At 70.4% G+C, this 23,015-nt stretch carries 23 protein-coding genes; 9 read left to right on the top strand and 14 right to left on the bottom strand.

Going from position 1 to position 23,015, the window contains the following annotated elements; genetic code table 11:
• Position 1: 1 nt before the first annotated feature.
• Genes SXIM_RS20620 through SXIM_RS20600 form a run of 5 tightly spaced genes read right to left on the bottom strand, consistent with a single transcriptional unit; the run spans position 2 to position 6,805 of the window.
• Positions 2 to 1,123 (bottom strand): ABC transporter permease, encoded by a 1,122-nt coding sequence (locus SXIM_RS20620; protein ID WP_030733613.1) that lies wholly within the window; start codon positions 1,121 to 1,123, stop codon positions 2 to 4.
• A 10-nt stretch (positions 1,124 to 1,133) separates the two neighbouring features.
• Positions 1,134 to 2,114, bottom strand: a complete 981-nt coding sequence (locus SXIM_RS20615; protein ID WP_262833888.1) for an ABC transporter permease — start codon at positions 2,112 to 2,114, stop codon at positions 1,134 to 1,136.
• Positions 2,115 to 2,163: 49 nt separating this feature from the next.
• Positions 2,164 to 4,158, bottom strand: a complete 1,995-nt coding sequence (locus SXIM_RS20610) for an ABC transporter substrate-binding protein (RefSeq protein ID WP_078846992.1) — start codon at positions 4,156 to 4,158, stop codon at positions 2,164 to 2,166.
• A gap of 32 nt (positions 4,159 to 4,190) precedes the next feature.
• Complete coding sequence (locus SXIM_RS20605) at positions 4,191 to 5,789, bottom strand: FAD-dependent oxidoreductase (protein WP_030733609.1); 1,599 nt, start codon at positions 5,787 to 5,789, stop codon at positions 4,191 to 4,193.
• On the bottom strand, positions 5,786 to 6,805 hold the full coding sequence (locus tag SXIM_RS20600; protein ID WP_046724840.1) for a LacI family DNA-binding transcriptional regulator: 1,020 nt from the start codon (positions 6,803 to 6,805) through the stop codon (positions 5,786 to 5,788). Before SXIM_RS20600 ends, SXIM_RS20605 begins: the two co-directional genes overlap by 4 nt.
• A gap of 254 nt (positions 6,806 to 7,059) precedes the next feature.
• Here SXIM_RS20600 and SXIM_RS20595 point away from each other — a divergent pair, with 254 nt between their 5' ends.
• Both SXIM_RS20595 and SXIM_RS20590 read left to right on the top strand, forming a co-directional pair.
• Positions 7,060 to 8,070: an acetylxylan esterase gene (locus SXIM_RS20595; RefSeq protein ID WP_046724839.1), complete on the top strand. Its 1,011-nt coding sequence runs from the start codon at positions 7,060 to 7,062 to the stop codon at positions 8,068 to 8,070.
• Between the two features lie 123 nt (positions 8,071 to 8,193).
• Positions 8,194 to 8,580 carry a hypothetical protein gene (locus SXIM_RS20590; RefSeq protein WP_046724838.1) on the top strand — a complete coding sequence of 129 codons (387 nt, stop codon included), beginning with the start codon at positions 8,194 to 8,196 and terminating at the stop codon, positions 8,578 to 8,580.
• Between the two features lie 55 nt (positions 8,581 to 8,635).
• On the opposite strand, the gene SXIM_RS20585 is transcribed toward SXIM_RS20590, so the two are convergent.
• The 3 genes from SXIM_RS20585 to SXIM_RS20575 all read right to left on the bottom strand — a co-directional run bounded on the left by SXIM_RS20585 (position 8,636) and on the right by SXIM_RS20575 (position 10,775).
• On the bottom strand, positions 8,636 to 9,136 hold the full coding sequence (locus SXIM_RS20585; protein ID WP_030733604.1) for a GNAT family N-acetyltransferase: 501 nt from the start codon (positions 9,134 to 9,136) through the stop codon (positions 8,636 to 8,638).
• 59 nt (positions 9,137 to 9,195) lie between these two features.
• Positions 9,196 to 9,969: a putative protein N(5)-glutamine methyltransferase gene (locus SXIM_RS20580; protein ID WP_030733603.1), complete on the bottom strand. Its 774-nt coding sequence runs from the start codon at positions 9,967 to 9,969 to the stop codon at positions 9,196 to 9,198.
• Positions 9,970 to 10,100: 131 nt separating this feature from the next.
• Entirely contained in the window at positions 10,101 to 10,775 is a 675-nt protein-coding gene (locus tag SXIM_RS20575) for a TetR/AcrR family transcriptional regulator (RefSeq protein WP_030733602.1), read from the bottom strand.
• Between the two features lie 81 nt (positions 10,776 to 10,856).
• Here SXIM_RS20575 and SXIM_RS20570 point away from each other — a divergent pair, with 81 nt between their 5' ends.
• From SXIM_RS20570 to SXIM_RS20560, 3 genes are all read left to right on the top strand, one after another.
• On the top strand, positions 10,857 to 11,645 hold the full coding sequence (locus SXIM_RS20570; RefSeq protein ID WP_030733600.1) for an ABC transporter ATP-binding protein: 789 nt from the start codon (positions 10,857 to 10,859) through the stop codon (positions 11,643 to 11,645).
• A gap of 93 nt (positions 11,646 to 11,738) precedes the next feature.
• Positions 11,739 to 12,494: an ABC transporter permease gene (locus SXIM_RS20565; RefSeq protein ID WP_046724837.1), complete on the top strand. Its 756-nt coding sequence runs from the start codon at positions 11,739 to 11,741 to the stop codon at positions 12,492 to 12,494.
• Positions 12,495 to 12,511: 17 nt separating this feature from the next.
• A complete protein-coding gene (locus SXIM_RS20560; RefSeq protein WP_030733598.1) occupies positions 12,512 to 13,084 on the top strand; it encodes a cob(I)yrinic acid a,c-diamide adenosyltransferase in 573 nt (190 codons plus the stop codon).
• Positions 13,085 to 13,139: 55 nt separating this feature from the next.
• On the opposite strand, the gene SXIM_RS20555 is transcribed toward SXIM_RS20560, so the two are convergent.
• The gene (locus SXIM_RS20555) at positions 13,140 to 13,718 is read right to left on the bottom strand and encodes a hypothetical protein (RefSeq protein WP_046724836.1); all 579 of its coding nucleotides are present in this window, start codon (positions 13,716 to 13,718) and stop codon (positions 13,140 to 13,142) included.
• A gap of 231 nt (positions 13,719 to 13,949) precedes the next feature.
• Here SXIM_RS20555 and SXIM_RS20550 point away from each other — a divergent pair, with 231 nt between their 5' ends.
• The 4 genes from SXIM_RS20550 (at position 13,950) to SXIM_RS20535 (ending at position 18,014) form a co-directional block, all read left to right on the top strand.
• Positions 13,950 to 14,567, top strand: a complete 618-nt coding sequence (locus SXIM_RS20550; protein ID WP_199811811.1) for a sugar O-acetyltransferase — start codon at positions 13,950 to 13,952, stop codon at positions 14,565 to 14,567.
• 175 nt (positions 14,568 to 14,742) lie between these two features.
• Positions 14,743 to 15,942, top strand: coding sequence for a sensor histidine kinase (locus SXIM_RS20545; protein ID WP_030733594.1), 1,200 nt, complete (start codon positions 14,743 to 14,745; stop codon positions 15,940 to 15,942).
• Complete coding sequence (locus tag SXIM_RS20540) at positions 15,939 to 16,628, top strand: response regulator (protein WP_030733593.1); 690 nt, start codon at positions 15,939 to 15,941, stop codon at positions 16,626 to 16,628. The genes SXIM_RS20545 and SXIM_RS20540 overlap by 4 nt, the downstream gene beginning before the upstream one ends.
• A 111-nt stretch (positions 16,629 to 16,739) precedes the next feature.
• Positions 16,740 to 18,014, top strand: a complete 1,275-nt coding sequence (locus SXIM_RS20535) for a glycoside hydrolase family 18 protein (protein WP_484422089.1) — start codon at positions 16,740 to 16,742, stop codon at positions 18,012 to 18,014.
• Positions 18,015 to 18,085: 71 nt separating this feature from the next.
• Here the strand turns inward: SXIM_RS20535 and SXIM_RS20530 are convergent, their stop codons facing one another.
• The 5 genes from SXIM_RS20530 to atpA all read right to left on the bottom strand — a co-directional run bounded on the left by SXIM_RS20530 (position 18,086) and on the right by atpA (position 23,015).
• Complete coding sequence (locus SXIM_RS20530) at positions 18,086 to 18,532, bottom strand: DUF2550 domain-containing protein (RefSeq protein ID WP_030733591.1); 447 nt, start codon at positions 18,530 to 18,532, stop codon at positions 18,086 to 18,088.
• A 42-nt stretch (positions 18,533 to 18,574) separates the two neighbouring features.
• A complete protein-coding gene (locus SXIM_RS20525) occupies positions 18,575 to 18,958 on the bottom strand; it encodes a F0F1 ATP synthase subunit epsilon (RefSeq protein WP_030733589.1) in 384 nt (127 codons plus the stop codon).
• A gap of 96 nt (positions 18,959 to 19,054) precedes the next feature.
• Entirely contained in the window at positions 19,055 to 20,509 is a 1,455-nt protein-coding gene (gene atpD / locus SXIM_RS20520; RefSeq protein WP_030733588.1) for a F0F1 ATP synthase subunit beta, read from the bottom strand.
• Positions 20,510 to 20,511: 2 nt separating this feature from the next.
• Positions 20,512 to 21,441 (bottom strand): F0F1 ATP synthase subunit gamma, encoded by a 930-nt coding sequence (locus tag SXIM_RS20515; RefSeq protein WP_030733587.1) that lies wholly within the window; start codon positions 21,439 to 21,441, stop codon positions 20,512 to 20,514.
• Positions 21,442 to 21,443: 2 nt separating this feature from the next.
• Entirely contained in the window at positions 21,444 to 23,015 is a 1,572-nt protein-coding gene (atpA, locus tag SXIM_RS20510) for a F0F1 ATP synthase subunit alpha (RefSeq protein ID WP_046724835.1), read from the bottom strand.

Raw genomic sequence — 23,015 nt, 5'->3', positions numbered from 1 at the left:
GCTATTTCTTGTACGGGTCGGCGGCGTCCCGCAGTCCGTCGCCGGCGAAGTTCAGCGCGAGGACGGCGAGGATGACGGCGAGGCCGGGGATCATCAGCCAGGGGGCGGTGGACAGCACGCGGATGTTCTGGGCGTCCTGGAGGAGGACGCCCCAGCTGACGACGGGTGACTGGAGGCCCAGGCCCAGGAAGCTGAGGGAGGTCTCGGCGAGGATCATCCCGGGGATGGACAGCGACAGGGACGCGATGAGGTGGCTGGAGAAGGAGGGCAGCATGTGCCGGAAGATCACCCGGGGTTGCCGGCAGCCGTCCAGCCGGGCCGAGGTGACGAAGTCCTCGCCGCGCAGCGAGAGGAACCTGCCGCGTACCACCCGGGCCAGATCCGTCCAGCCGATGATCGCGAGGATGACGGTGATGGCGAAGTAACGCTGGACGGGCCCCCAGTCGTACGGGAGGGCGGCGGCCAGGCCGAGCCACAGCGGCAGGGTGGGGACCGACATGAAGAACTCGACGAGGCGCTGGATGACGGTGTCGGTCTTGCCGCCGAAGTAGCCGGAGACGCCGCCGAGGGCCACCCCGAGGGCGAAGGCGAGGGCGACGCCGACCAGGCCGATGGTCATCGAGACGCGGGTGCCGTGGATGAGCAGGGACAGCAGGTCGTGGCCGGTGCGGTCGGCGCCCAGCAGGTAGACGGGGGCACCGGGTTCGGTGGGGCCGATGAGGTGCCGGTCGAAGGGGATGAGGCCGAGGATCTTGTACTCCTCGCCCCGGACCAGGAAGCCGACGGAGATCCGCTGTCCCGGGTCTTCGGTGTAGGTCTGCTCGTAGGTGTCGTTGTCGATGGTGGCGGTGTAGCCGTTGACGTAGAGGCCGTCGCCGTCGAGATGGAGCGTCTGGGGCGGGGCGTAGGTGTAGTCGCCGTTGAAGTGTTCGGTGCCGTAGGGGGCGAGGAACTCGGCGAACAGGGCGACGAAGTAGAAGAGGAGGGTGATGACGGCGCCGGCCATGGCGAGCTTGTGGCGGCGGAACTTCCACCAGATGAGCCGCCACTGGGAGGCGGTGAACCGCTTGTCGGCGGTGTCGTCGGAATTCTGGGCGGCGGGTGTGGACAGATCGGCTGACATGGCGGGCCCCCTACCGCTGTCCGAGCCGGACCCGGGGGTCGAGCCAGGCGAGCAGGATGTCGGAGAGCAGCGTGCCGATCACGGTCAGCACACTGACGATGAGGATGATCGAAGAGGCCAGGTACATGTCCTGGCTGCGGAGCGCGCCCAGCAGCAGCGGTCCTGTGGTGGGCAGGGAGAGCACCTGGGAGACGATGACCTCGCCGGAGACCAGGCCCGGCAGCACCCAGCCCACGGTGGAGACGAACGGGTTGAGGGCGACCCGCAGCGGATACTTGCGGACCAGTCGGCGTTCGCTCATGCCGCGGGCGCGGGCGGCCACCACGTACGGCTTGCGCAGTTCGTCGAGGAGATTGGCGCGCAGGATGCGGATGAGCCCGGCGGTGCCGGCCGTACCGAGCACCACGATGGGCACCCACAGATGGCCGAGCAGATCGAGGAACTTGCCCAGGTTCCAGGCGGCGTCCTCGAATTCGGGTGAGAAGAGGCCGCCGACGCTCATACCGAAGACGCTGTAGCCCAGATACATCAGCACCAAGGCGATCATGAAGTTGGGGATGGCGAGTCCGAGGAATCCGATGGTGGTGGCGAGGTAGTCGCCGGCCGAGTACTGCCGGACCGCCGAGTAGAGCCCGATGGGGAAGGCGATGATCCAGCCGGCGAGGAGGGTTGTGACGGCCAGCAGGATCGTCATCGGCAGCCGGTCCATCACCAGGGAGGAGACGGTCTTGCTGTATTCGAAGGACTGGCCGAAGTCGCCGTGGAAGAGGATGTTGCCGATCCACTTCAGATATTGCTGGTACATCGGGTCGCCCAGGCCGTAGCGTTCACGCAGGGCCGCCATCTGGGCCTGGTCCATGCGTTCGCCCTGGTTCTCCATCCGGGCGACCAGGGTGGTCAGAAAGTCGCCCGGCGGCAGTTGGATGATGGCGAAGGCCACCACCGATATCCCGAAGAGCGTCGGGATCATGTAGAGGCACCGTCGTGCCACATAGCTCAGCACCGCAGACCGTCCCGTCAGTCTTTCCGGATGTCAGGTGTCAGGAGTCGGAATCGAGGTAGTACTGCTCGGGGTTGGTGACACCCGGATAGGGGAACTTGCCGGCGAAATAGGTCTGCTGGACCATGTTGCGGAAATGCTCGCCGACGATGCCGTAGCCGGGCAGCGCGGTGGACACGCCGATCGTCCAGAACTGTTCCTTGGCGATGTCGAGGATTTCCCGCATCAGGGCGTTGCGGCGCTCGCGGTCCGGCTCGGCGGCGATCTGCTCGTGGTAGATCCGGTACTGCTCCTTGGCCGGCTCCGGGGGCTCCTGGCCGTCGGCCCCTTCCGTTGCCAGCCAGGTGAACCAATCCGGGCAGAATGCCGAATTGTCGCCCCATTCCGGCATGAAGAAACCGGGGGTGTTGACCGTGTCCAGGCCACCGTCGCCGTCCCAGACCAGCGCCTGGTGCTCATTGGCCTGGATGAGCTGGGTACGCAGCGTCTCGTCCTCGTTCTGGACCCGCATGTCGACCCCGACCGTGCGCCAGCCCGGGCGGATCAGTTCCAGCGCGTCCGCCAGCTCCGGCTTGCCGGCCCCGGTGCCCACCAGCACCCGGAAGGAGATCGGCCTGCCGTCCGGGCCGAGCCTGATGCCCTCGCCATTGCGCCGGGTCCAGCCGGTGCGGTCCAGATACTCATTGGCGAGATCGAGATCGAATGCGGTGTACTGCTTGGCCATTTCCTCGTCGAACAGCTCTGACTCCCGCAGCGGCGCCACCTGCCAGGGCTCGCCCTGGCGGGCGTGCACGGTGGTGATCAGTTCCAGCCGGTTGATGGCGTGGGAGAGCCCGATCCGGAAGTCCCGGTTCTGGAAGACCTCCCGCTTCGCCTCGTCCTGGCAGGTGAGATTGAGCATGATGGTGAGGGTGTTGAGCTTGTCCGGCACCAGATCGAAGAACCGGTACCCGCCCGATTCCCGTTCGGCTGCCAGCACCGGCTTGTTGCGGGTGGTGTTGACATGCCGGTCCAGCATGTCGATCTCGCCCTGGAGCACATTGAGCAGCAGCACCTCGGAGTCCTGCACCATGGCGAAGTCGATGCCGTTGAGGTACGGCAGCTGATTGCCCGCCGTATCCACCTTCCAGTAGTACGGATTGCGCTGGAACCGCATCCTGGTGCCGTCGCCGACCGCGTTCCCCGGTATCCAGGCGTGCAGCCGGGGCAGCGCCGGATTGGTCCACAGCGCGCCCGCGTACATGGCGTCCTGGAGCAGTTCCATGGCGCCCGAGTAGTCCAGGTCCCTGGCGGCCTGCTCGGCGTCCTCGGCGTAATCGGGGTGGAACTGGCTCAGATAGTGCCTGGGCAGCCGGGTGAGCATGTCGCTGGGCCCGCTCGCCAGCTGTTCCAGGAACAGCGCCCGGGGCGCGGCGAAGGTGAACTCCAGGGTGAGATCGTCGATCCGCTCCAGGCGGGCCGGTTCACCGTCCACCGACAGATGGCCCGGGGTGTCGGGGATGACGGCCTTGTTCATGGCGATGTCGTGGAAGGCGAACAGCACATCGTCCACCGTGAACGGCTCGCCGTCGGACCACTTCATGCCCTCCCGCAGCACGAAGGTGAACCGGGTGGCGTCCTCGTTGACGGTCACCGACTCGGCGACGTTGGGCACCGTCGCCTTCCAGTCCAGGTCCCAGCGCACCAGGTTCTCGTACCCCAGGGTGAACTGGAGCCGGAAGGTGTCACCGGCGCCGATCAGCGCGTTCCGCCAGGTGCCGCCGTACCGGCCCACCTCGTCCACCGGGGTCACCACCAGCGGCTTCGCGGGGATGCGCTCGGCCAGCGGCGGCAGCTTGCCCTCGTCCACGAGCCGCTTCAGCTCGGGCGCCTCTCCCTCGGCGTCGGTCGTGCCGCCGTCACTGCCGCCGCCCTCCGGGCTCAGGGTGCAGGCGCTGAGCGCACCCAGCGCACCGGCCCCCAGGGTGACGGCGCCGCCGGCGGCGAGGAATCTTCTTCGGTCGAACTGCCAGGACCTACGCGTCATTGCGTTCATGTTCTGTCTCTCCCTGGTGGGACGGGGGGTGCTCAGTAGCCGTGGACCTCGGGCCAGGCGAGTTCCACGCCGTGGCCGGTCAGCAGGCGGCGGTAGTCCTCGAGATGGGTGGCGTCCTCGCGGACCTGGTGCGGGGTGGCCCGCTCGCGCAGGCAGTAGACGGCCAGCAGCCCGGCGGCCTCGCCGATGTTCCACTCGACGGGGTGCAGCCGGTAGCAGCCGTTGGTGATGTGGGTGGTGCCGATGTTCTTCGCGGCCGGCAGCAGATTGGTGATCCGCCGCGGCAGCAGCGCCCCCAGCGGGATCTGGAAGGGGCAGGAGCCGACATCGATGTAGTTGTCGCCGCCGGTGGAGGGGTGCAGGTCGATGCGGTACGAGCCGATGCCGACCGAGTCCGGGTGCGGGACGGCGCCGCGCTCGCCGCGTACCGCGAGCGACACCTCCTGCTCGGTGATGGTGTGCACGGCCTGGATACGGCGCGACTCGCGGTGGTAGGGACCCATGGTCAGCCCGTCCGCCGTCCCCACCACATCGGGGCGGGTGCGCAGCCCGGGCAGCCCCGTACCGCCGTCGGCGCGCGGCAGTTCGGTCTGCATCCAGTACAGGAAGCTGCGGCTCATGGCGCGGGCGCCGGCCAGATGGCGGGCGTCCTCCTCGGGGCCGCCGCCGAACAGCGGGCCCTCGACGTAGTCGATCATCGGCCAGTTGACGATGATGACGTCGGACTCCAGGGCGCCGGGGGTGAAGTTCTCCCGGGCCAGGATGCGGCGGAACGCCCACAGATCGAGGTCACCGGCGAGGGGCGGCGACCCGGCGGCCGGGTCGGGGTTGGGTTCCAGCAGCCGCCGGGTGGGTTCCAGGGTCTGCGGCTTGGGGGCGAGCAGGCCGAAGAACGGTCCTGGCCAGTACGGGGGCTGGTAGTCGCGCCAGAATCCGTAGTCGTCCGGCTTGTCGATGGTGTGGTCCTCGCCGGCCCGGTGCTCCAGGGCCAGGCACCAGGAGGCGGCCTGGATGTTGTGCGGCTGGGCGGTCGCGGGGGCGCTCGGCTCGCCGGTGACCTCTCGGGACTCGAAGCCGGTGACATGCTCGGTGCCGGTCAGCGGCAGCAGCTCACCGGTCTCGGTGGCGTCCAGGATGTACGGGGCGGTGACGGTGAACGGCTCCCCCTCCCGTACCGGATCGAGCGTCACACTCGTGACCGTGTCGCCGTCGGTGGTGGCCGCCACCGGCCGGTACCCGGTGCGCAGGTCGAGCCGGCCGGCGGCCTGGTGCGGGGCGAGCAGCGCGCGCAGCACGTCGTGTGCCACCCGCGGCTCGGCGCACAGCGCGCTGACCCGGCCGTTGCCGGGGTTCAGGGCGCGGTCGGCGCGGGCCTCGGCGGTGAGCGGATACCAGCGCCGGTAGTAGTCGCGGATGCCCTCGCGCATCGCCCGGTAGGAGGCGGTGGAGCCGAACTGCTCGATCCACGGGTGCTCGTCGGGCGGGGTGCCCTGCACGGTGAGCTGGCCGCCGACCCAGTCGTACTCCTCGGTGAGCACCACCCGCAGCCCGCTGCGGGCGGCGGCGAGGGCGGCGGCGACCCCGCCGAGGCCGCCGCCGATGACGGCGATGTCGGCACTGATCCGGGTCATGACACTCCCTGGCGGGTGGGCGGCGCGGCGACGGTGGAGGGCGCGGGCGGTGCGCAGGCGAGCAGGAGCTGCCGGGGGCGCGGGGTGTCGGGCTCGTGCAGCGTCTCGACGAGCAGCCGCACGGCGGCGCGGCCGATCGCGTTGCGCGGAATGCCCAGCGAGCTCCAGGGGGTGCCCGGGTACGGGCCGCCGCTGGTGTCGCGGAGGGTGACGACGGAGAGGTCGGCGGGGATGCGCAGGGCGCGGTGCGCGGCGAACGCGGCGATCCGGTCGGTGAGGGACTCCTCCTCGGCGACGAAGGCGGTGATACCCGAGCCGATGGCGAGGTCGAACCACTCCTGTTCCAGGTCGTGCGGGTTCATCAGGACGGGCAGCGGCGGGATGCCCGCGGCGGCGCAGGCCGCACGGTAGCCCGCCTCGCGGTCGGCGAGCGGTTCGGTGCGGTCGGTGAGCCCGAGGTAGCCGATGCGGGTGTGGCCGGCGTCGATGAGGTCCTGGACGGCATCCCGGGTCCCGGCGGTGTAGTCCGCGCTCACCCAGGCGATGTCGGCGCCGGAGACGGCGCGACGCCCGATGTGGACGAAGGGGTAGCCGTCGCGGCTGAGCCGGGCCACATCGGAGTGGTCGTGGGTGATACCGAGCAGCACGCTGCCGTCGGCGACGTTCAGGCGGTTGGTGCCGTCGCGGTAGAGGCGGCGTTCGCCGTTGTCGTCCTCGGTGGAGGTGAACAGGACCAGGTCGTAGCCCTCGGCGACGGCCTGCTCCTCCACTCCGATGAGGAACCCGTGGTAGAAGTCGCGGCTGCTGATCGGGAAGACCGCCTCGAAGGTGTGCACCCCCAGCAGCCGGTTTCCCTTGCCCTTCAGGGAGCGGGCGGCGGGATTCGCCGCATAGCCCAATTCGCGGATGGTGTCCTTGACGAGCCGTTCGGTTTCGGCCGGGATACGGCTGCTGGCTGCCCGGCCGTTGATCACGGCCGACACGGTCGCCTGCGACACCCCTGCGCGGCGCGCCACATCCGACTGCGTCGGCGCCTGCCGGTGGCGTTTGACTGGCACTGCGTCCCCTTGCTGTTTCGTATCAGCAACTGATGAGCAGCAACAATGAGTTGTCTGCTGATTCGTTGCAGCGACCGTAGGGACCGCTGTGACGAGCGTCAAGGGAGCGGGCTGAAAAAGTTTCGAGCCGAGAACGGGAGGGATGCTTGAGCCACTCGGAAGCTCATCGCCGCCGGCCGGAAAGGCCCGCCCCGCACATCCGTGAGGAACTCATGACCCCGCAGCAGGAATTGACGAAGGCAAACACTCAGCGCGTGGACCTGCGCCATGACTTCCCCTTCGATCCGACGTACGGCTACGACCTGGACGCCCTGCTGGCGGTGGGCGCCCCGCCGGCCCCGGAGGACTTCACCGGATTCTGGCGGGCGCGGCACGCGGCGGCGATGGAGGTGCAGGTGGCCCCGCGCCTGGGCCCGGTGGAGCACGAGGCGGGCGGCATACGGGTGCACCGCCTCGACTACGTCTCGGTGGGCGGCCGGCGGATCGGCGGCTGGCTGACCGTCCCGGCCGACGGGCGGGTCACCCGGGGCTGTGTGGCCACCCACGGCTATGGCGGTCGCGAATTCCCCGAACCGCTGCTGCCGCCGCCCGGCGCGGCGGCCATCTGGCCGGTGCTGCGGGGCCTGGGCACCGCCAGCCGCTTCCCCGACATCCCGGAGCGGGGCGGCGAGCACGTCCTGCACGGCATCGAGGCGCGCGAGAGCTATGTGCACGGCGACTGCGCGGCGGACATCTGGTGCGCGGCGACGGCGCTGCTGGAGCTGATCCCGGAGGCGGCGGCCGGACTCTCGTACCACGGGGCGAGCTTCGGCGGCGGGATCGGCCCGCTCGCCCTGCCCTGGGACGACCGCTTCCGGGCGGCAACCCTGGTCGTACCGAGCTTCGGCAACCATCCACTGCGGCTGACCCTGCCGTGCGCGGGCAGCGGGGAGGCGGTGCGGGAGCGGCACGTCCGTGATCCCCGGGTGGCCCGGGTGCTGTCGTACTTCGACGCGGCGACGGCCGCCGGCCTCCTGGACATCCCGGTGCACGTGGGCGCGGCGATGTTCGACCCGGTGGTCCCGCCGCCGGGCCAGTTCGCCATCCACAACGCGCTGCCGGGCACCCGGGAGCTGTTCGTGCTGACCGCGGGACACTTCGGCCATCCGGCGGCGGAGGTGGAGGCGAGCGCGCTGATCGCGGCGCAGCACCGGTTCCTGGACACCCACCGCCAAGAGGGCTAGCACAGGCATCCCGCCCTTCCCCCGTGCGGGCGACACACACCCACAAGGGGACGGCCGGGCGGCGTGCGTCGGGTACCTCTGAGGCTGTCTCATCCCCACCCTCGGAGAATCGGGAGAATCCCCATGACGCACGCCAGCCTCCGCGCCGGTGTTCTGGGCGCGGTCGCCGCCGCCACCCTCACCCTCGGCGCCGTTCCGGCCCTGGCCCTCGCGCCGGTGGCCGCGGACGCCCCGCGCACCCTGCCGATCGCCGACCCGGGCATCGTGCAGCCGGCGGAGGGAACGATCGAGGAGGCTGCCGCCGAAGCGCCGCACACCCTGCCGATCGCCGACCCCGGCATCGTCCGGCCCGGGCGCGGAGCGGTCCACGGGGCAGGCGCCACCGAGGTGCCGCGTACCCTGCCGATCGCCGACCCGGGCATCGTCCAGCCGGCGTGGGGGACGACCGCCGCGCCGCACGGCACCGGTGTGACGGGGGCCCCGCACGTGGCGGTGCACTCCCTCGACTGAGCCGTGCCGTGGCCGCCCCCGGCAATCCCGGTGGCGGCCACGACCCGTTTCCGTCTCAGACCGTGAAGCCGATCCAGGTGTCCGGGGGCGACTGCGGCCGGCCCGGAACCGGGCGGTGCTCCTCGGTCCAGTCCCGGCCGGCGAGTTCACCGGCCACCCGGCGCCAGAACCGTGCGGCGGTGTGGTTGTCGTCCTGGAAGGGGATCTCCCAGCGCCCCGGGTGCTGGGCCACCACCTCCCGGACGACGGTCATCCCCACCCCGGAGCGGCGGGCGCCGCGTACCACGAAGAAGGCGTTGAGCACCCGGACCGGGGTCTCCAGCGCCCGGACGAGGGCGAAGCCGGCCGGCCGGTCCCCCCGCAGCGCCAGGTAGGCGGCCCAGCCGGGGTCGCGGAACGCGGCCGTCAGCCGGTCACTGCGGAAGGTGCCGTCCGGGTCGGGAAGCTGACCGCGCACCTCGGAGAGGTCGTGGCGGAACATCGGCCACAGTCGTTCCAGGACGGGGAAGTCGTCGGCGCCCGCGCGGCGCACGCGCACATCAGGTGTGTATGTCATGAAAGAAAGCCTCCCGGCCTCAGAACAACCGGCCGGGAGGCTTGCACGCTGCCGTCATGCTACCGGGTGCCGATGACCACGGTGGCGTTCCCGTCCTCGTCGGCCGCTGTCCGGGCCGTCAGCCCGTGCCGGGCGAACACCATCGCCGCCCGGGCCGCCTGACGCTCCGTCGTCTCCACCAGCAGCCGCCCGCCGGGGGCCAGCCACTCCCCCGCCCCGGCGGCCACCCGGCGCAGCACGTCCAGACCGTCCGCGCCGCCGTCCAGCGCCACCAGCGGCTCGTGGTCGCGGGCCTCGGCCGGCAGCAGGCCGACCTCCCGGCTCGGCACATAGGGCACGTTCGCGGCCAGCACGGCCACCGTTCCGCGCAGCCGGGGCGGCAGCGGCGCGTACAGATCGCCCTCGTACACGCGCCCCGCGGCGGCCGCCACATTGCGCCGGGCGCACCGTACGGCGGCCGGGTCGATGTCGGCGGCGTGCAGTTCGACGCCCGGTACGGCGGCGGCGATCGCGGCTCCCACCGCCCCCGAGCCGCAGCACAGGTCGACCACCACGTCCCCGGCCGCCACCGCGCCGCCGGTCACCGCCTGCCGCACCAGGAACTCGGTGCGCCGCCGGGGGACGAACACCCCCGGCTCCACCACGATCCGCAGGCCGCTGAACGCGGCCCACCCCACCACCTGTTCCAGCGGCAGCCCGGCCAGGCGCCGGTCCACCATGGCGGACAGCTCGGCGGCGCCACGCGCGGCGCCCATGATCAGCCGCGCCTCATCCTCGGCGAACACACAGCCGGCGGCGCGCAGCCGCTCGACGATCTTCCCGTCCTGCATCATCAACAGACGACCTCTCGGAACACCCCGGGGGCGCCCACGGCGACACCCCACCTGCCACTGCGGTCACGGGGGTCTCACCTCCTTCGTCCGTCGTACCGGCTCCCAGTATGCGCCGGGCGGCATCCATTCGCTCAGCTCGGGCCGCCGGGGCCGCCGGGCGGCGTGTCCGGGGCGGCCGGGCGGCGCGCGTAGTCGAGCAACCGCTGGGACAGCAGCGACTGGGCGGCGTCCAGCTTCTCCAGCGCCAGGTCGGCGATCTCGTCCAGCGGGCGTCCCTCGATCATGCGGTGCCCGACGGTGCGGAAGATCATCGTCCGGATGGCCAGCAGTTGGCCGGCGATCAGCTCGGGCAGATGGTCGCGCTCGTCGGCACCCGCCGCCTCCCGCAGTGTCTCGGTCAGGCGTTCCCCGGTCCGCTGGTGGATCTCCATCATCCGGCGCCGCAGCGACTCGGTGCCGAACATCACCTGGATGAAACGGCCCATGCCCTCGGCCATGCCGATCCGCGCGCCGCGGCTGATGATGTCCTGCCGGATCGCGCCGAGCACCGCCTCGGCCGCCGACTGTCCCGGGGCGCGCTCGCGCACCAGCAGGGAGGGGTGGTCGATGGCCTCCTCCTGCCGGTCCAGGAACAGGTCCTCCTTGGCCGGGAAGTAGTTGTAGACGGTGTTGACGGAGACGTCCGCCGCCTCCGCGACCTCCGCCACCGTCACCTCGTCGAAGCCCCGTTCCAGGAACATCCCGGTGGCCACGTCGGAGATGTGCTGCCTGGTCTGCTGCTTCTTGCGTTCCCTGAGCCCGGCCATGACCCCATCCTAAAGGTTCCTTGACCAACTTAAAACTTGGGGCGATTGCATTTTTTAAGCGACCCTGCTTTTGTGTCAGGCATGGCACCGATCCTCACCACGCACGACCTGGCCCTCACGTACACCACCAAACGGGGCACGGTGGACGCCGTGCGCGGCATCGACATGAGCGTCGAACCCGGCGAGATACTCGGGTTCCTGGGCCCCAACGGAGCGGGCAAGTCCACCACCCTGCGGATGCTCACCACGCTGCTCGCCCCCACCCGGGGCACCGCCACCGTCGCCGGGCACGACCTCGCCACCGAGCAGGCCGCCGTCCGCCGCGCGATCGGCTACGTCGCCCAGTCCGGCGGCACCGACCCCCACGAGACGGTCCGCGACGAACTCACCCTCCAGGCGCGGCTCTACCGGCTCACCAGGGCAGAGGCTCACGCCCGGGTCGCCGAACTGGCCGAGGACCTCGACCTCACCGACCTGCTGGACCGCAAGTGCGCCGCCCTCTCCGGCGGCCAGCGGCGGCGCCTGGACATCGCCATGGCGCTCACCCACCGCCCCCGCGTCCTCTTCCTGGACGAGCCCACCACCGGGCTCGACCCCGGCAGCCGCGCCGACCTGTGGAACCTGATCCGCCGCATCCGCTCCCAGGACGGCACCACGATCTTCCTCACCACGCACTACCTGGACGAGGCGGACGCCCTCTCCGACCGGCTGATCGTGGTGGACGACGGGCGCGTCGCCGCCGAGGGCACCCCGGCGGAGCTGAAGACCCGGTACGGCGGCTCCCCCGACGCCACCCTCCAGGACACCTTCATCGCCATCACCGGACGCGGCCCCCAGCCGGAGCGGGACCCGGCCCCCGTCGCCGTCTGACCGGGCCGACACCACACCGCACGGCACCGCGCCCGACCGCGCTCAAGCCCACGCCCACGCCCACGCCCACGCCAGACAGGAATCGAACCCACCATGTCCACCGTGCTCCCGGACACCGGACTGATCTTCCACCGCTACCTGCGGCAGACCCTGCGCTCCCGGATCAGCGTCGTCTTCGGGCTGATGCAGCCCCTGCTCTTCCTCGCCTTCTTCGGCCCCCTGCTCCAGGACATGCCACTGGGCGGCGAGGGCGACTCCTGGCAGACCCTGGTCCCCGGCCTGCTGATCCAGCTCGGGCTGTTCTCCGCCGCGTTCGCCGGCTTCGGCATCATCATGGAGAAGCAGTTCGGCGTCGTGGAACGCATGCGGGTCACCCCCGTCAGCCGGCTCGCCCTGCTGCTGGGCCGCATCCTGCGCGACGCCCTGCAACTGCTCGTCCAGTCCTGCCTGGTCGTGGCGGTCGGGCTGCTGCTCGGACTGCGCGCCCCGGTGCTCGGCGTCCTCGCCGGCTTCCTCATCGTCGGCCTGCTGGGCATCTCGCTGGCTTCTCTGTCCTACGCGCTGGCCATGCGGGTGACGACCATGCAGGAGTTCGCCCCCGTCATCAACTCCGTCAACCTGCCGATGATGCTGCTCTCCGGCATCCTGCTGCCGATGGCCCTCGCGCCCACCTGGCTGAACGTCATCTCGCACTTCGTGCCGTTCCGCTACCTGGTCGAGGCCGTCCGCGCCGCCTTCGTCGGCAACTACGGCGACGGCACCCTCCTGCTGGGCACCGGCATGGCCCTGGCCCTGGCCGCCGTCACCCTCACCCTCGGCACCCGCCTCTTCACCAGGGCCGGCGCCTGAGCGCTAGTCTCGGCCGCATGGTCAATCTCACCCGGATCTACACCCGTACCGGAGACAAAGGCACCACGGCGCTCGGCGACATGAGCCGCACCGCCAAGACGGATCTGCGGATCGCCGCCTACGCCGACGCCAACGAGGCCAACGCGGTGATCGGTACGGCGCTGGCCCTGGGCGCGCTGCCCGAGGAGGTCGGCGCCGTGCTGATCCGGGTCCAGAACGATCTCTTCGACGTCGGCGCCGACCTGTGCACCCCGGTCGTCGAGAACCCGGAGCACCCCCCGCTGCGCGTGCGGCAGAGCTACATCGACCGGCTGGAGGAGGACTGCGACCGCTTCCTCGCCGATCTGGAGAAGCTGCGCAGCTTCATCCTTCCCGGCGGCACCCCCGGCGCGGCGCTGCTGCACCAGGCCACCACGGTCGTACGCCGCGCCGAGCGCTCCACCTGGGCGGCGCTGGCCGAGCACGGCGACACGATGAACGAACTGACCGCCACCTACCTCAACCGGCTCTCCGACCTGCTGTTCATCCTCGCCAGGACGGCCAACAAGGCGCAGGGCGACGTGCTGTGGGTGCCGGGCGAGAACCGCTGAACCGCCACGGCCGCCGCGACCGCCCGTTCCCGGGCGCCTGACGGGGCGCGGGTGCTCAGCCCACCGGTGTCTCCCGCCGCTCCGCGGCCGGGGCGGCGGACACCGGGGGGTTCTTGCGCCAGATCGTGTAGCTGAGCGCGATGATCCCGTGGATGCCCAGGATCCGCACGGCCGCCCACTGGGCGCCGCGCAGGGGTTCCGCCGCCGCCGGCCGGTCGATCAGCCAGAGCATCAGCTGCGCCACCACCAGCGAGAGGCCCATCCCCACCAGCGTCATCCGCCACAGCCACCACTCGTGGCGGGCCCGCGCCCAGCCGTACCGCGGGGGCTTGGCCGGGCGCGGCGCGCCGCCCCAGCGGTGCGCGGCCCAGCCGTCCGCCCAGTGGATCAGATAGTGGCCGTAACCCACCGTGAAGCCCAGGTACAGCACGGCCAGCGCGTGCGACATCGCGGGCTCCGCGCCACCGCGCAGGTCCAGGACCGTGGCTGTCAGCAGCAGCACGTCGATCAGCGGCACGCACAACAGCAGCGCCCCGCCCACCCGGGGCCGGCGCAGTCCGTACCGCACCGCGAGGCCGGCCGCCAGGACCACCCAGAAGGCGATCTCGGCAGCGATGATCAGGTACACGATCACAACGGGGGCTCCTTCCGCACCCCTCAAGACTGCCGCCCGCTGCCCCTCCCCGCGTCGTCATCCGTGAGGAGATCGGCCTCGCCCGGCTACACACTTCGATGTAGCGGGCCCGCAGCTGCTCAGCCGCCATATCTGCGCAGGTCACGGGCCGGTCGACCATGCCGCACCCCCTCTTGACGGAAGCGATCCGCGTCAATATGTTAAGCGCGTTGACAAATAGGGAGGCGGGGCATGACCCAGCGCGAAGGCGGACTCGCCGGCGAGAGGATGGCGGCCCTGCTCGCGACCGATGAGGACTTACAGCGCCTGGTCGCCGGCGACTGGATTCGCTACCGCACGTCCCCGGCGCTCCAGGAGCTCTCGTGGGCAGCGCACTCGACATGCGCGAGAATCAACCGGATCTTCTACGACGACCCCGCCGAAGCACGGCGGCTGTTCCGCGAGCTCGTCCCGGGCGCAGGCGAAGGCATCGACTTCCGGCCGCCCATCAGCATCGACTACGGGACGCGCCTCGTCATCGGTGACCGGACGTTCCTCAACGCCGACTTCCTCGTCATCGGTGGCGGGCAGGTCACGATCGGCGCGGACTGCCTCATCGGACCGCGCTGCGGCATTTACACCCCCAACCACGCCCAGGACATCACGCGCCGCCTCGATGGGTGGGAGCTCCCGGAACCGGTCGTGATCGGCGACAACGTATGGCTCGGGGGATCGGTCACCCTCACCCCCGGCGTGACGGTCGGCGACAACAGCATCGTGGGTGCCGGTTCGGTCGTCACGAAGGACATCCCCTCCGGTGTCGTCGCCGTGGGCAATCCCTGTCGCCCCCTCCGGCCCATCGACGCATAGGTGCATCGACCACGAGCGTGTCGACGGTGGACCGGAATCCGTCCTCCACCGCCACGGCGACCCGGCCACCACCGAGGCCGCGAGCCCGGCCCGGAACACGCGCGTTGCCGCGGTGTGCCGGATTGCGGCGCCGACCACACCTGATGCGGGACACCGGGCGTGCTGTGATGGTTCCATGCCCCTGCCGCTGATCCGTCCGCACCGCTACGACATCGGTATCGCCCTCGTCGGCCTGGCCGGTGGGCTGACCGGGGTGCGGTACGACGTCTTCTCGGTGGTCAGCGTCGGCCCGTACTCGCCGGTGGCGCTGATCGGGCTGCTCGCCATGTGCGGCGCGGAGCTGCTGCGCCGCGGCGCCCCCGGGTGGTGTCTGGGCATCGGCACCGCCGCCGTGCTGTGGGACTCGCTGACCGGCGGGCTGCTGGCGGTGCTGCTGATGTTCACGGACGTGGTGTACGCCGCCGTGCTGTACGGCGGCCCGCGGCTGAGCCGGGCGGTGCTGCGCGGCAGCGTCGCCCTCACCGTCGCCGTCACGGTGGGCGCCCTGGCCTGGCTGCGCGACCCGCAGGCGCTGGCACTGGGGGTGCTGGCCGCCGCGGTCACCGCCACCCCCGCCTGGACCGCCGCCATCGTCCGCGGCCACCGCGAGAGCGCGGCCCACGCCCGGCTGCGGGCCGAACAGACCGCGCTGCTGGCCGAGATGGACCGGGTGCAGGCCGTCACCGACGAACGCGCCCGGATGGCCCGTGAACTGCACGACGTGGTCGCCAACCACCTCTCGGCCATCGCCATCCACTCCACCGCCGCCCTCACCCTGGACGATCCGGACGCCGGACGCGACGCGCTGACGATCATCCGGGAGAACAGCACCCAGGGCCTGGCCGAGATGCGCCGGCTGATCGGCATCCTGCGGGCGGACGATCCGGACGCGGCCCCCGAGGCGCTGCCCGGACTCGACTCGCTGGACGCGCTGATCGCCCGCGCCGCCCGCAGCGCCGCCGGCCGGCTGCGCATCACGGCGGAGGACCGGCGGGCGGACCTCCCCCGGCCACCCGCGCCGGTGGACCTGGCCGCGTACCGTATCGTCCAGGAGTCGCTCACCAACGCGCTCAAGCACGCCACGCCCGGCGAGGTCCGGGTCCGGCTCGACCAGGACGACGCACAGTCCCTGACGGTGTGTGTCACCAGCCCGAACGCCGCCGCGGGCCACGACACCTCCCGCCCCCGGGCGCCGGGTTCGGGTGCCGGGCTGACCGGGATGCGGGAACGGGTGGCCCTGCTGGGCGGTACGTTCAGCGCGGGCCCGCACGGCGAGGGTGACCGCTGGCAGGTGCTGGCCCGTCTTCCGCTCACCGAAGGGACCACCACCGCGTGACCATCCGGGTCGTCATCGCCGAGGACCAGGCAGCCGTCCGCCTGGGCCTCGTCCTCATCCTGCGTTCCGCCCCCGACATCGAGGTGGTCGGTGAGGCGCCGGACGGTGTGGAGGCCGTCCGCCTGGCCCGCGAACTGCGCCCCGACGTGGTGCTGATGGACATCCAGATGCCGCGCCTGGACGGGGTGTCGGCGACCCGGGAGATCACCGCCGAGGGCACCTCGGACGTGCTGGTGCTCACCACCTTCGACCTCGACGCGTACGTCTTCGGCGCGCTGCGGGCCGGCGCGGCGGGTTTTCTGCTCAAGGACAGCGACGCCGCCACGCTGATCGAGGCGGTGCGCACCGTGCGGGCGGGCGAGGGCATGATCGCGCCGGCCGTCACCCGGCGCCTGATCAGGGAGTTCGCCCGTTCCTCGCGGGCCCCGGCGGTGTCCTCGGTGGACCCGGCGGCGCTCGCCTCGCTCACTCCCCGCGAGCGCGAGGTGCTCGCCCAGCTCGGCGCCGGACGCTCCAACGCCCAGATCGCCGGCGAGCTGGCGATGGCGGAGGCCACCGTGAAGACCCATGTCAGCCGGCTGCTGGGCAAGCTCGGACTGCGCAGCCGGGTGCAGGCCGCGGTGCTCGCGCAGGAGTCCGGGATTCACCCGGCCGCCCCCGACCGGCCGTCCTCAACGCAGACTTAAGGGCACCGCAAGCCAGACTTTCCTTGGTACGGACCCCATTGACCACTGGTCCAGACCTCTCTACGCTCCCTGCTCAGTTCCCCCCACCTCTCCGCGACCAAGGAGCGACCCGTGAGCAAGGGGCTACACCGCACCCTGAACAGCACCAAGCGCAAGGTCGTCGCCGTCACGGCGGCGCTCACCCTCCCCCTGGGAGGCATGCTGGCCTTCGCCTCCACCTCCCAGGCGGAGGAGGACAAGACCCCCACCCCCGTCGCCGCCACCACCGCGGCCGGTGACGTCAAGCTCGGCTACTTCGCCGAGTGGGGCGTCTACAACCGCAACTACCACGTCAAGAACATCGTGGACTCCGGCTCGGCCGACAAGATCACCCACATCAACTACGCCTTCGGCAACGTGCAGAACGGCGAATGTACGATCGGCGACTCCTACGCCGCCTACGACCGCGCCTACAGCGCCGCCGAATCCGTCTCCGGCGAGGCGGACACCTGGGAGACCGGCGCGCTGCGCGGCAACTTCAACCAGTTGCGCCAGCTCAAGGAGATCAACCCGGATCTCAAGGTGCTGTGGTCCTTCGGCGGCTGGACCTGGTCCAAGGGCTTCGGCGAGGCCATGCAGAACCCCGAGCGGTTCGCCCAGTCCTGCTACAACCTGGTCAACGACCCCCGCTGGGAAGGTGTCTTCGACGGCATCGACCTGGACTGGGAGTACCCCAACGCCTGCGGTGACAGCTGCGACACCAGCGGCCCGACCGCCTTCGGCGACATGATGCGGACCTTCCGCGGCGTCTTCGGCGACCAGCTGGTCACCGCCGCCATCACCGCGGACGCCTCCGACGGCGGCAAGATCGACGCCGCCGACTACGCCACCGGCGCCGAGTACGCCGACTACCTGGCCGTCATGACCTACGACTTCTTCGGCGCCTGGGAGGCGAGCGGACCCACCGCCCCGCACTCCCCGCTGGAGAGCTATGACGGCATCCCGCAGGACGGCTTCAACAGCGCCGCCGCCATCACCAAGCTCAAGGCGGAGGGCGTGCCCAGCGAGAAACTGCTGCTGGGCATCGGCTTCTACGGCCGCGGCTGGACCGGCGTGAGCCAGGCGGCGCCCGGCGGCACCGCCACCGGCGCCGCACCCGGCACCTACGAGGCCGGCATCGAGGACTACAAGGTGCTCGCCGCCAACTGCCCCGCCACCGGTACGGTCGCCGGCACCGCGTACGCGCACTGCGGCAGCCAGTGGTGGAGCTACGACACCCCGCAGACCGTCACCGACAAGATGGGCTGGGCCAAGGACCAGGGCCTGGGCGGCGCGTTCTTCTGGGAGTTCTCCGGTGACTCCGCGGACGGCGCGCTGGTAGACGCCATCCACACCGGCCTGAACTGACCCACCGGCAGGGCACGCGCACAAAAGCGGCCGGGGAACGGATCTCCGTTCCCCGGCCGCTCGTGCCGTTTCTAGGCCACGTTCACCCGCTGGCCGGGCGGTGCCGCCTCCAGCCAGGCGAGGAAGCCGGTCAGCGCGTCCTCGCTCATCGCCAGCTCGACATCGTCCCCGTCGTGCCGGCAGGAGAGCACCACGGCGCCGGACAGCAGCGCCAGCTCCTCCTCGCCCTGCGGCTCGCGCCGCTCCCGCACCTGGATGCGGTCGCGCTGCAGAGCACGACGGGGCCGCACCGCGTACGAGAAGACCCGGAACCACTCGACCCGGTCTCCGTTGTAGCGTGCGACCCCATAAATCCAGCCCTTGCCCAGGGACTGGCCCGGTTTCGGCGCCCGGAAGCGCGCCGAACAGTCGAAGGTGCCGCCCAGCCGCTGAATCAGCCGCCTGCGCACCCCGAAACCGAGCAGTCCCAGCACAACCAGCGCCAGCACGGCGCCGACCACAACCAACGCGAGGACCATCTCAACCGACCTCCTCGCCCCGTTGTGTGTCCGTCGTGCGGATCAGCGCCCCGCCGCGACGGCGCGCAACCGGACATCCGCGCGCCGTTCGGCGGCGGCGTCCGCGTCCGCCTTGGCCTGCTCCAGGGCACGCTCCGCACGCTCGACGTCGATCTCGTCCGCAAGCTCGGCGATCTCCGCCAGCAGCGACAGCTTACCGTCGGTGTACGACAGGAATCCGCCGTGCACCGCCGCGACGATCGTGCCGGTCCCGCTCTCACCCGTGGTACGGATGGTCACCGGGCCCGTTTGCAGCACACTGAGCACCGGCTGATGCCCGGGCATGATCCCGATGTCACCCGAAGTGGTGCGCGCGACGACCAGGCTGGCCTCGCCCGACCAGACCTTGCGGTCCGCGGCGACCAACTCGACGTGCAGCTCAGCCACGATGGCTCCTCATCCCCTGGATATGTGAAGAATAGATGGCCGGTGCACCGGAGGCGGGGGCACCCCCCGCCTCCGTGCGCACCACGGGCGTACCAATCAGGAGACGCCCAGCTCCTTGGCCTTCGCCTTCAGGTCGTCCAGACCACCGCACATGAAGAACGCCTGCTCGGGGAAGTGGTCGTAGTCACCGTCGGCGATGCCGTTGAACGCGGCGATCGACTCGTCCAGCGAGACGTCCGACCCGTCCATGCCGGTGAACTGCTTCGCCGCGTGGGTGTTCTGCGACAGGAAGCGCTCGATCCGCCGCGCGCGGCTGACCGTGAGCTTGTCCTCCTCGCCCAGCTCGTCCATACCGAGAATGGCGATGATGTCCTGGAGGTCCTTGTACTTCTGGAGGATCCCCTTGACCCGCATGGCGGTGTCGTAGTGGTCCTGCGAGATGTAGCGCGGGTCCAGAATCCGGGACGTCGAGTCCAGCGGGTCCACCGCCGGGTAGATGCCCTTCTCGGAAATGGGCCGGGACAGCACCGTGGTGGCGTCCAGGTGGGCGAAGGTGGTGGCCGGCGCCGGGTCCGTCAAGTCGTCCGCGGGCACGTAGATCGCCTGCATCGAGGTGATGGAGTGACCACGGGTCGAGGTGATGCGCTCCTGGAGCACACCCATCTCGTCCGCCAGGTTCGGCTGGTAACCCACGGCCGAAGGCATCCGGCCCAGCAGGGTGGACACCTCGGAACCGGCCTGGGTGAAGCGGAAGATGTTGTCGATGAAGAACAGCACGTCCTGCTTCTGCACATCGCGGAAGTACTCCGCCATGGTCAGACCGGCCAGCGCGACCCGCAGCCGGGTCCCCGGCGGCTCGTCCATCTGACCGAAGACCAGCGCGGTCTGCGGCAGCACGCCCGAGTCGGCCATCTCCTCGATGAGGTCGTTGCCCTCACGGGTACGCTCACCGACACCGGCGAACACGGAAACACCCTCGTGCAGCTTCGCCACACGCATGATCATTTCCTGGATCAGCACGGTCTTGCCGACACCGGCACCACCGAACAGACCGATCTTGCCGCCCTTGACGTACGGGGTCAGCAGGTCGACGACCTTCAGGCCCGTCTCGAACATCTCGGTCTTCGACTCGAGCTGGTCGAACGCCGGCGCCTTGCGGTGGATCTCCCACCGGTCGGTGACCTCGGCCTCGGCCTCGGGCTCGTTCAGGATCTGGCCCAGGGTGTTGAACACCCGGCCCTTGGTGACCTCACCGACGGGCACGGTGATGCCCTTGCCGGTGTCGGTCACCGGGGACTGGCGGACCAGACCGTCGGCCGGGCCGAGCGCGATGGTGCGCACCATGCCCTCACCGAGGTGCTGGGCGACCTCGAGGGTGAGGGTGTTGGTGGTGCCCTTGATCGCGGGGTCCTCGACCTCGACGGTCAGCGCGTTGTAGATGTCAGGAATCGCGTCGACGGGGAACTCCACGTCGACGACCGGGCCGATGACCCGTGCGACCCGACCCGTGGCTGCGGCCTGCTGGGGGGCCGCCTCAGCAGCAGTAGTCATGATTATCGGTCACTTCCCGCGGTCGCGTCGGCCAAGGCGCTCGCGCCACCGACGATCTCGGTGATTTCCTGGGTGATTTCGGCCTGACGGGCCGCGTTGGCAAGCCGCGACAGCGACTTGATGAGCTCCTCCGCGTTGTCGGTCGCCGACTTCATCGCCCGCCGGGTCGCCGCGTGCTTGGACGCGGCGGCCTGGAGGAGGGCGTTGTAGATACGGCTCTCGACGTACCGCGGGAGAAGGGCGTCAAGCACCTTCTCGGCCGTGGGCTCGAAGTCGTACAGGGCGTGCGCCTGCGCGCCCTTGGCGAAGACCGCCGCGGACTCCTCCGCAGACTTCTCGAAGGTCAGCGGAAGCATCCGCCGCTCGACGGGGGTCTGCGTCATCATCGACACGAACTCGGTGAAGACGATGTGCAGCTCGTCGACCCCACCCTTGTCGGTGTCCCGCTCGATGGCCTCGATGAGCGGCTCCGCGATCATCTTGGCGTCGGCGTACGTCGGGCTGTCGGTGAAGCCGGTCCAGGAGTCGGTGATGGCCCGCTCCCGGAATCCGTAGTACGCCACACCCTTGCGGCCGACGATGTACGTGTCGACCTCCTTGCCCTCACTCACCAGTTCGCTGGTCAGATGCTCCCCGGCCTTGATGGCATTCGAGGAGTATCCGCCTGCCAGACCGCGGTCGCTGGTGATCAGCAGGACCGCGGCCCGGCGCGGGCGCTCCACCTCGGTCGTCAGCGGGTGCTTGACGTCCGAGCTGTGCGCCACGGCGGTGACCGCGTTGGTCAGCTCGTCGGCGTACGGCGCGGACGCCGCCACCTTGCGCTGCGCCTTGACGATGCGCGAGGCGGCGATCATCTCCATCGCCCGGGTGATCTTCTTGGTGGCGGTGACGGACTTGATCCGGCGCTTGAGGACACGAATCTGAGCGCCCATGATCAGCCCTCGCCCAGCAGCTTGCCGCCCGAGGTCTCGAACTGCTGCTTGAAGGTGGACACGGCGCCGGCGATCGCCTGGAGCGTGTCCTTGCTCATCTTGCCGCCCTCACGGATGGAGGTCAGCAGATCCTTCTTCTCGCGGCCGAGCCAGTCCAGCAGCTCACGCTCGAAACGGCGGATGTCCTCCACCGGGATGTCGTCCATCAGACCGTTGGTGCCGGCCCAGATGGAGACAACCTGGTGCTCCGTCGGGTACGGGTTGTACTGCTCCTGCTTGATCAGCTCGACCATGCGCTTACCGCGCTCCAGGGCTGCCTTGGAGGCCGCGTCCAGATCGGAACCGAAGGCGGCGAACGCCTCCAGCTCGCGGTACTGCGCGAGGTCGACGCGGAGGGAGCCGGTGACCTGGCGGATCGCCTTGTGCTGCGCGGAGCCACCGACACGGGAGACGGAGATACCCACGTTCAGCGCGGGCCGCTGGCCCGCGTTGAACAGGTCGGACTCCAGGAAGCACTGGCCGTCGGTGATGGAGATGACGTTGGTCGGGATGAACGCCGACACGTCGTTCGCCTTGGTCTCCACGATGGGCAGGCCGGTCATGGAGCCGGAGCCCATCTCGTCGGACAGCTTGGCGCAGCGCTCCAGCAGCCGGGAGTGCAGGTAGAAGACGTCACCGGGGTACGCCTCGCGCCCCGGCGGGCGGCGCAGCAGCAGCGACACGGCGCGGTAGGCGTCGGCCTGCTTCGACAGGTCGTCGAAGATGATCAGGACGTGCTTGCCCTCGTACATCCAGTGCTGGCCGATGGCCGAGCCGGTGTAGGGGGCGATGTACTTGAAGCCGGCCGGGTCGGACGCGGGAGCGGCGACGATCGTCGTGTACTCCAGCGCGCCGGCCTCCTCCAGGGCGCCGCGCACGGACGCGATGGTGGAGCCCTTCTGGCCGATAGCGACGTAGATGCAGCGGACCTGCTTCTTCGGGTCGCCCGAGCGCCAGTTGTCGCGCTGGTTGATGATCGTGTCGATCGCCAGAGCGGTCTTGCCGGTCTGCCGGTCGCCGATGATCAGCTGACGCTGGCCACGGCCGATCGGGGTCATGGTGTCGACGGCCTTGTAGCCGGTCTCCATGGGCTCGTGCACCGACTTGCGCTGCATGACGTCGGGCGCCCGCAGTTCCAGGGCACGGCGGCCCGAGGTCTCGATCTCGCCGAGGCCGTCGATGGCGTTGCCCAGCGGGTCGACGACCCGGCCCAGGTAGCCCTCGCCGACGGCGACGGAGAGCACCTCACCGGTGCGGCGCACCGGCTGGCCCTCCTCGATGCCACTGAACTCGCCGAGGACGACGGCGCCGATCTCCCGCTCCTCAAGGTTGAGGGCGAGGCCGAGGGTGCCGTCCTCGAACTCCAGCAGTTCGTTCGCCATGGCCGAGGGGAGGCCCTCGACCTTCGCGATGCCGTCACCGGCAACGCTGACCGTCCCGATCTCTTCCCGCGAGGCCGCGTCCGGGGTGTACGACTGGACGAAATCCTCCAGTGCGCTCCGGATCTCATCCGGCCGGATCGTGAGCTCCGCCAT

The sequence above is a fragment of the Streptomyces xiamenensis genome (assembly GCF_000993785.3).
GTDB lineage: Bacteria > Actinomycetota > Actinomycetes > Streptomycetales > Streptomycetaceae > Streptomyces > Streptomyces xiamenensis.
Note: the sequence above shows the minus strand (reverse complement) of the source record. Positions and strands in the feature narration are given on the sequence as shown.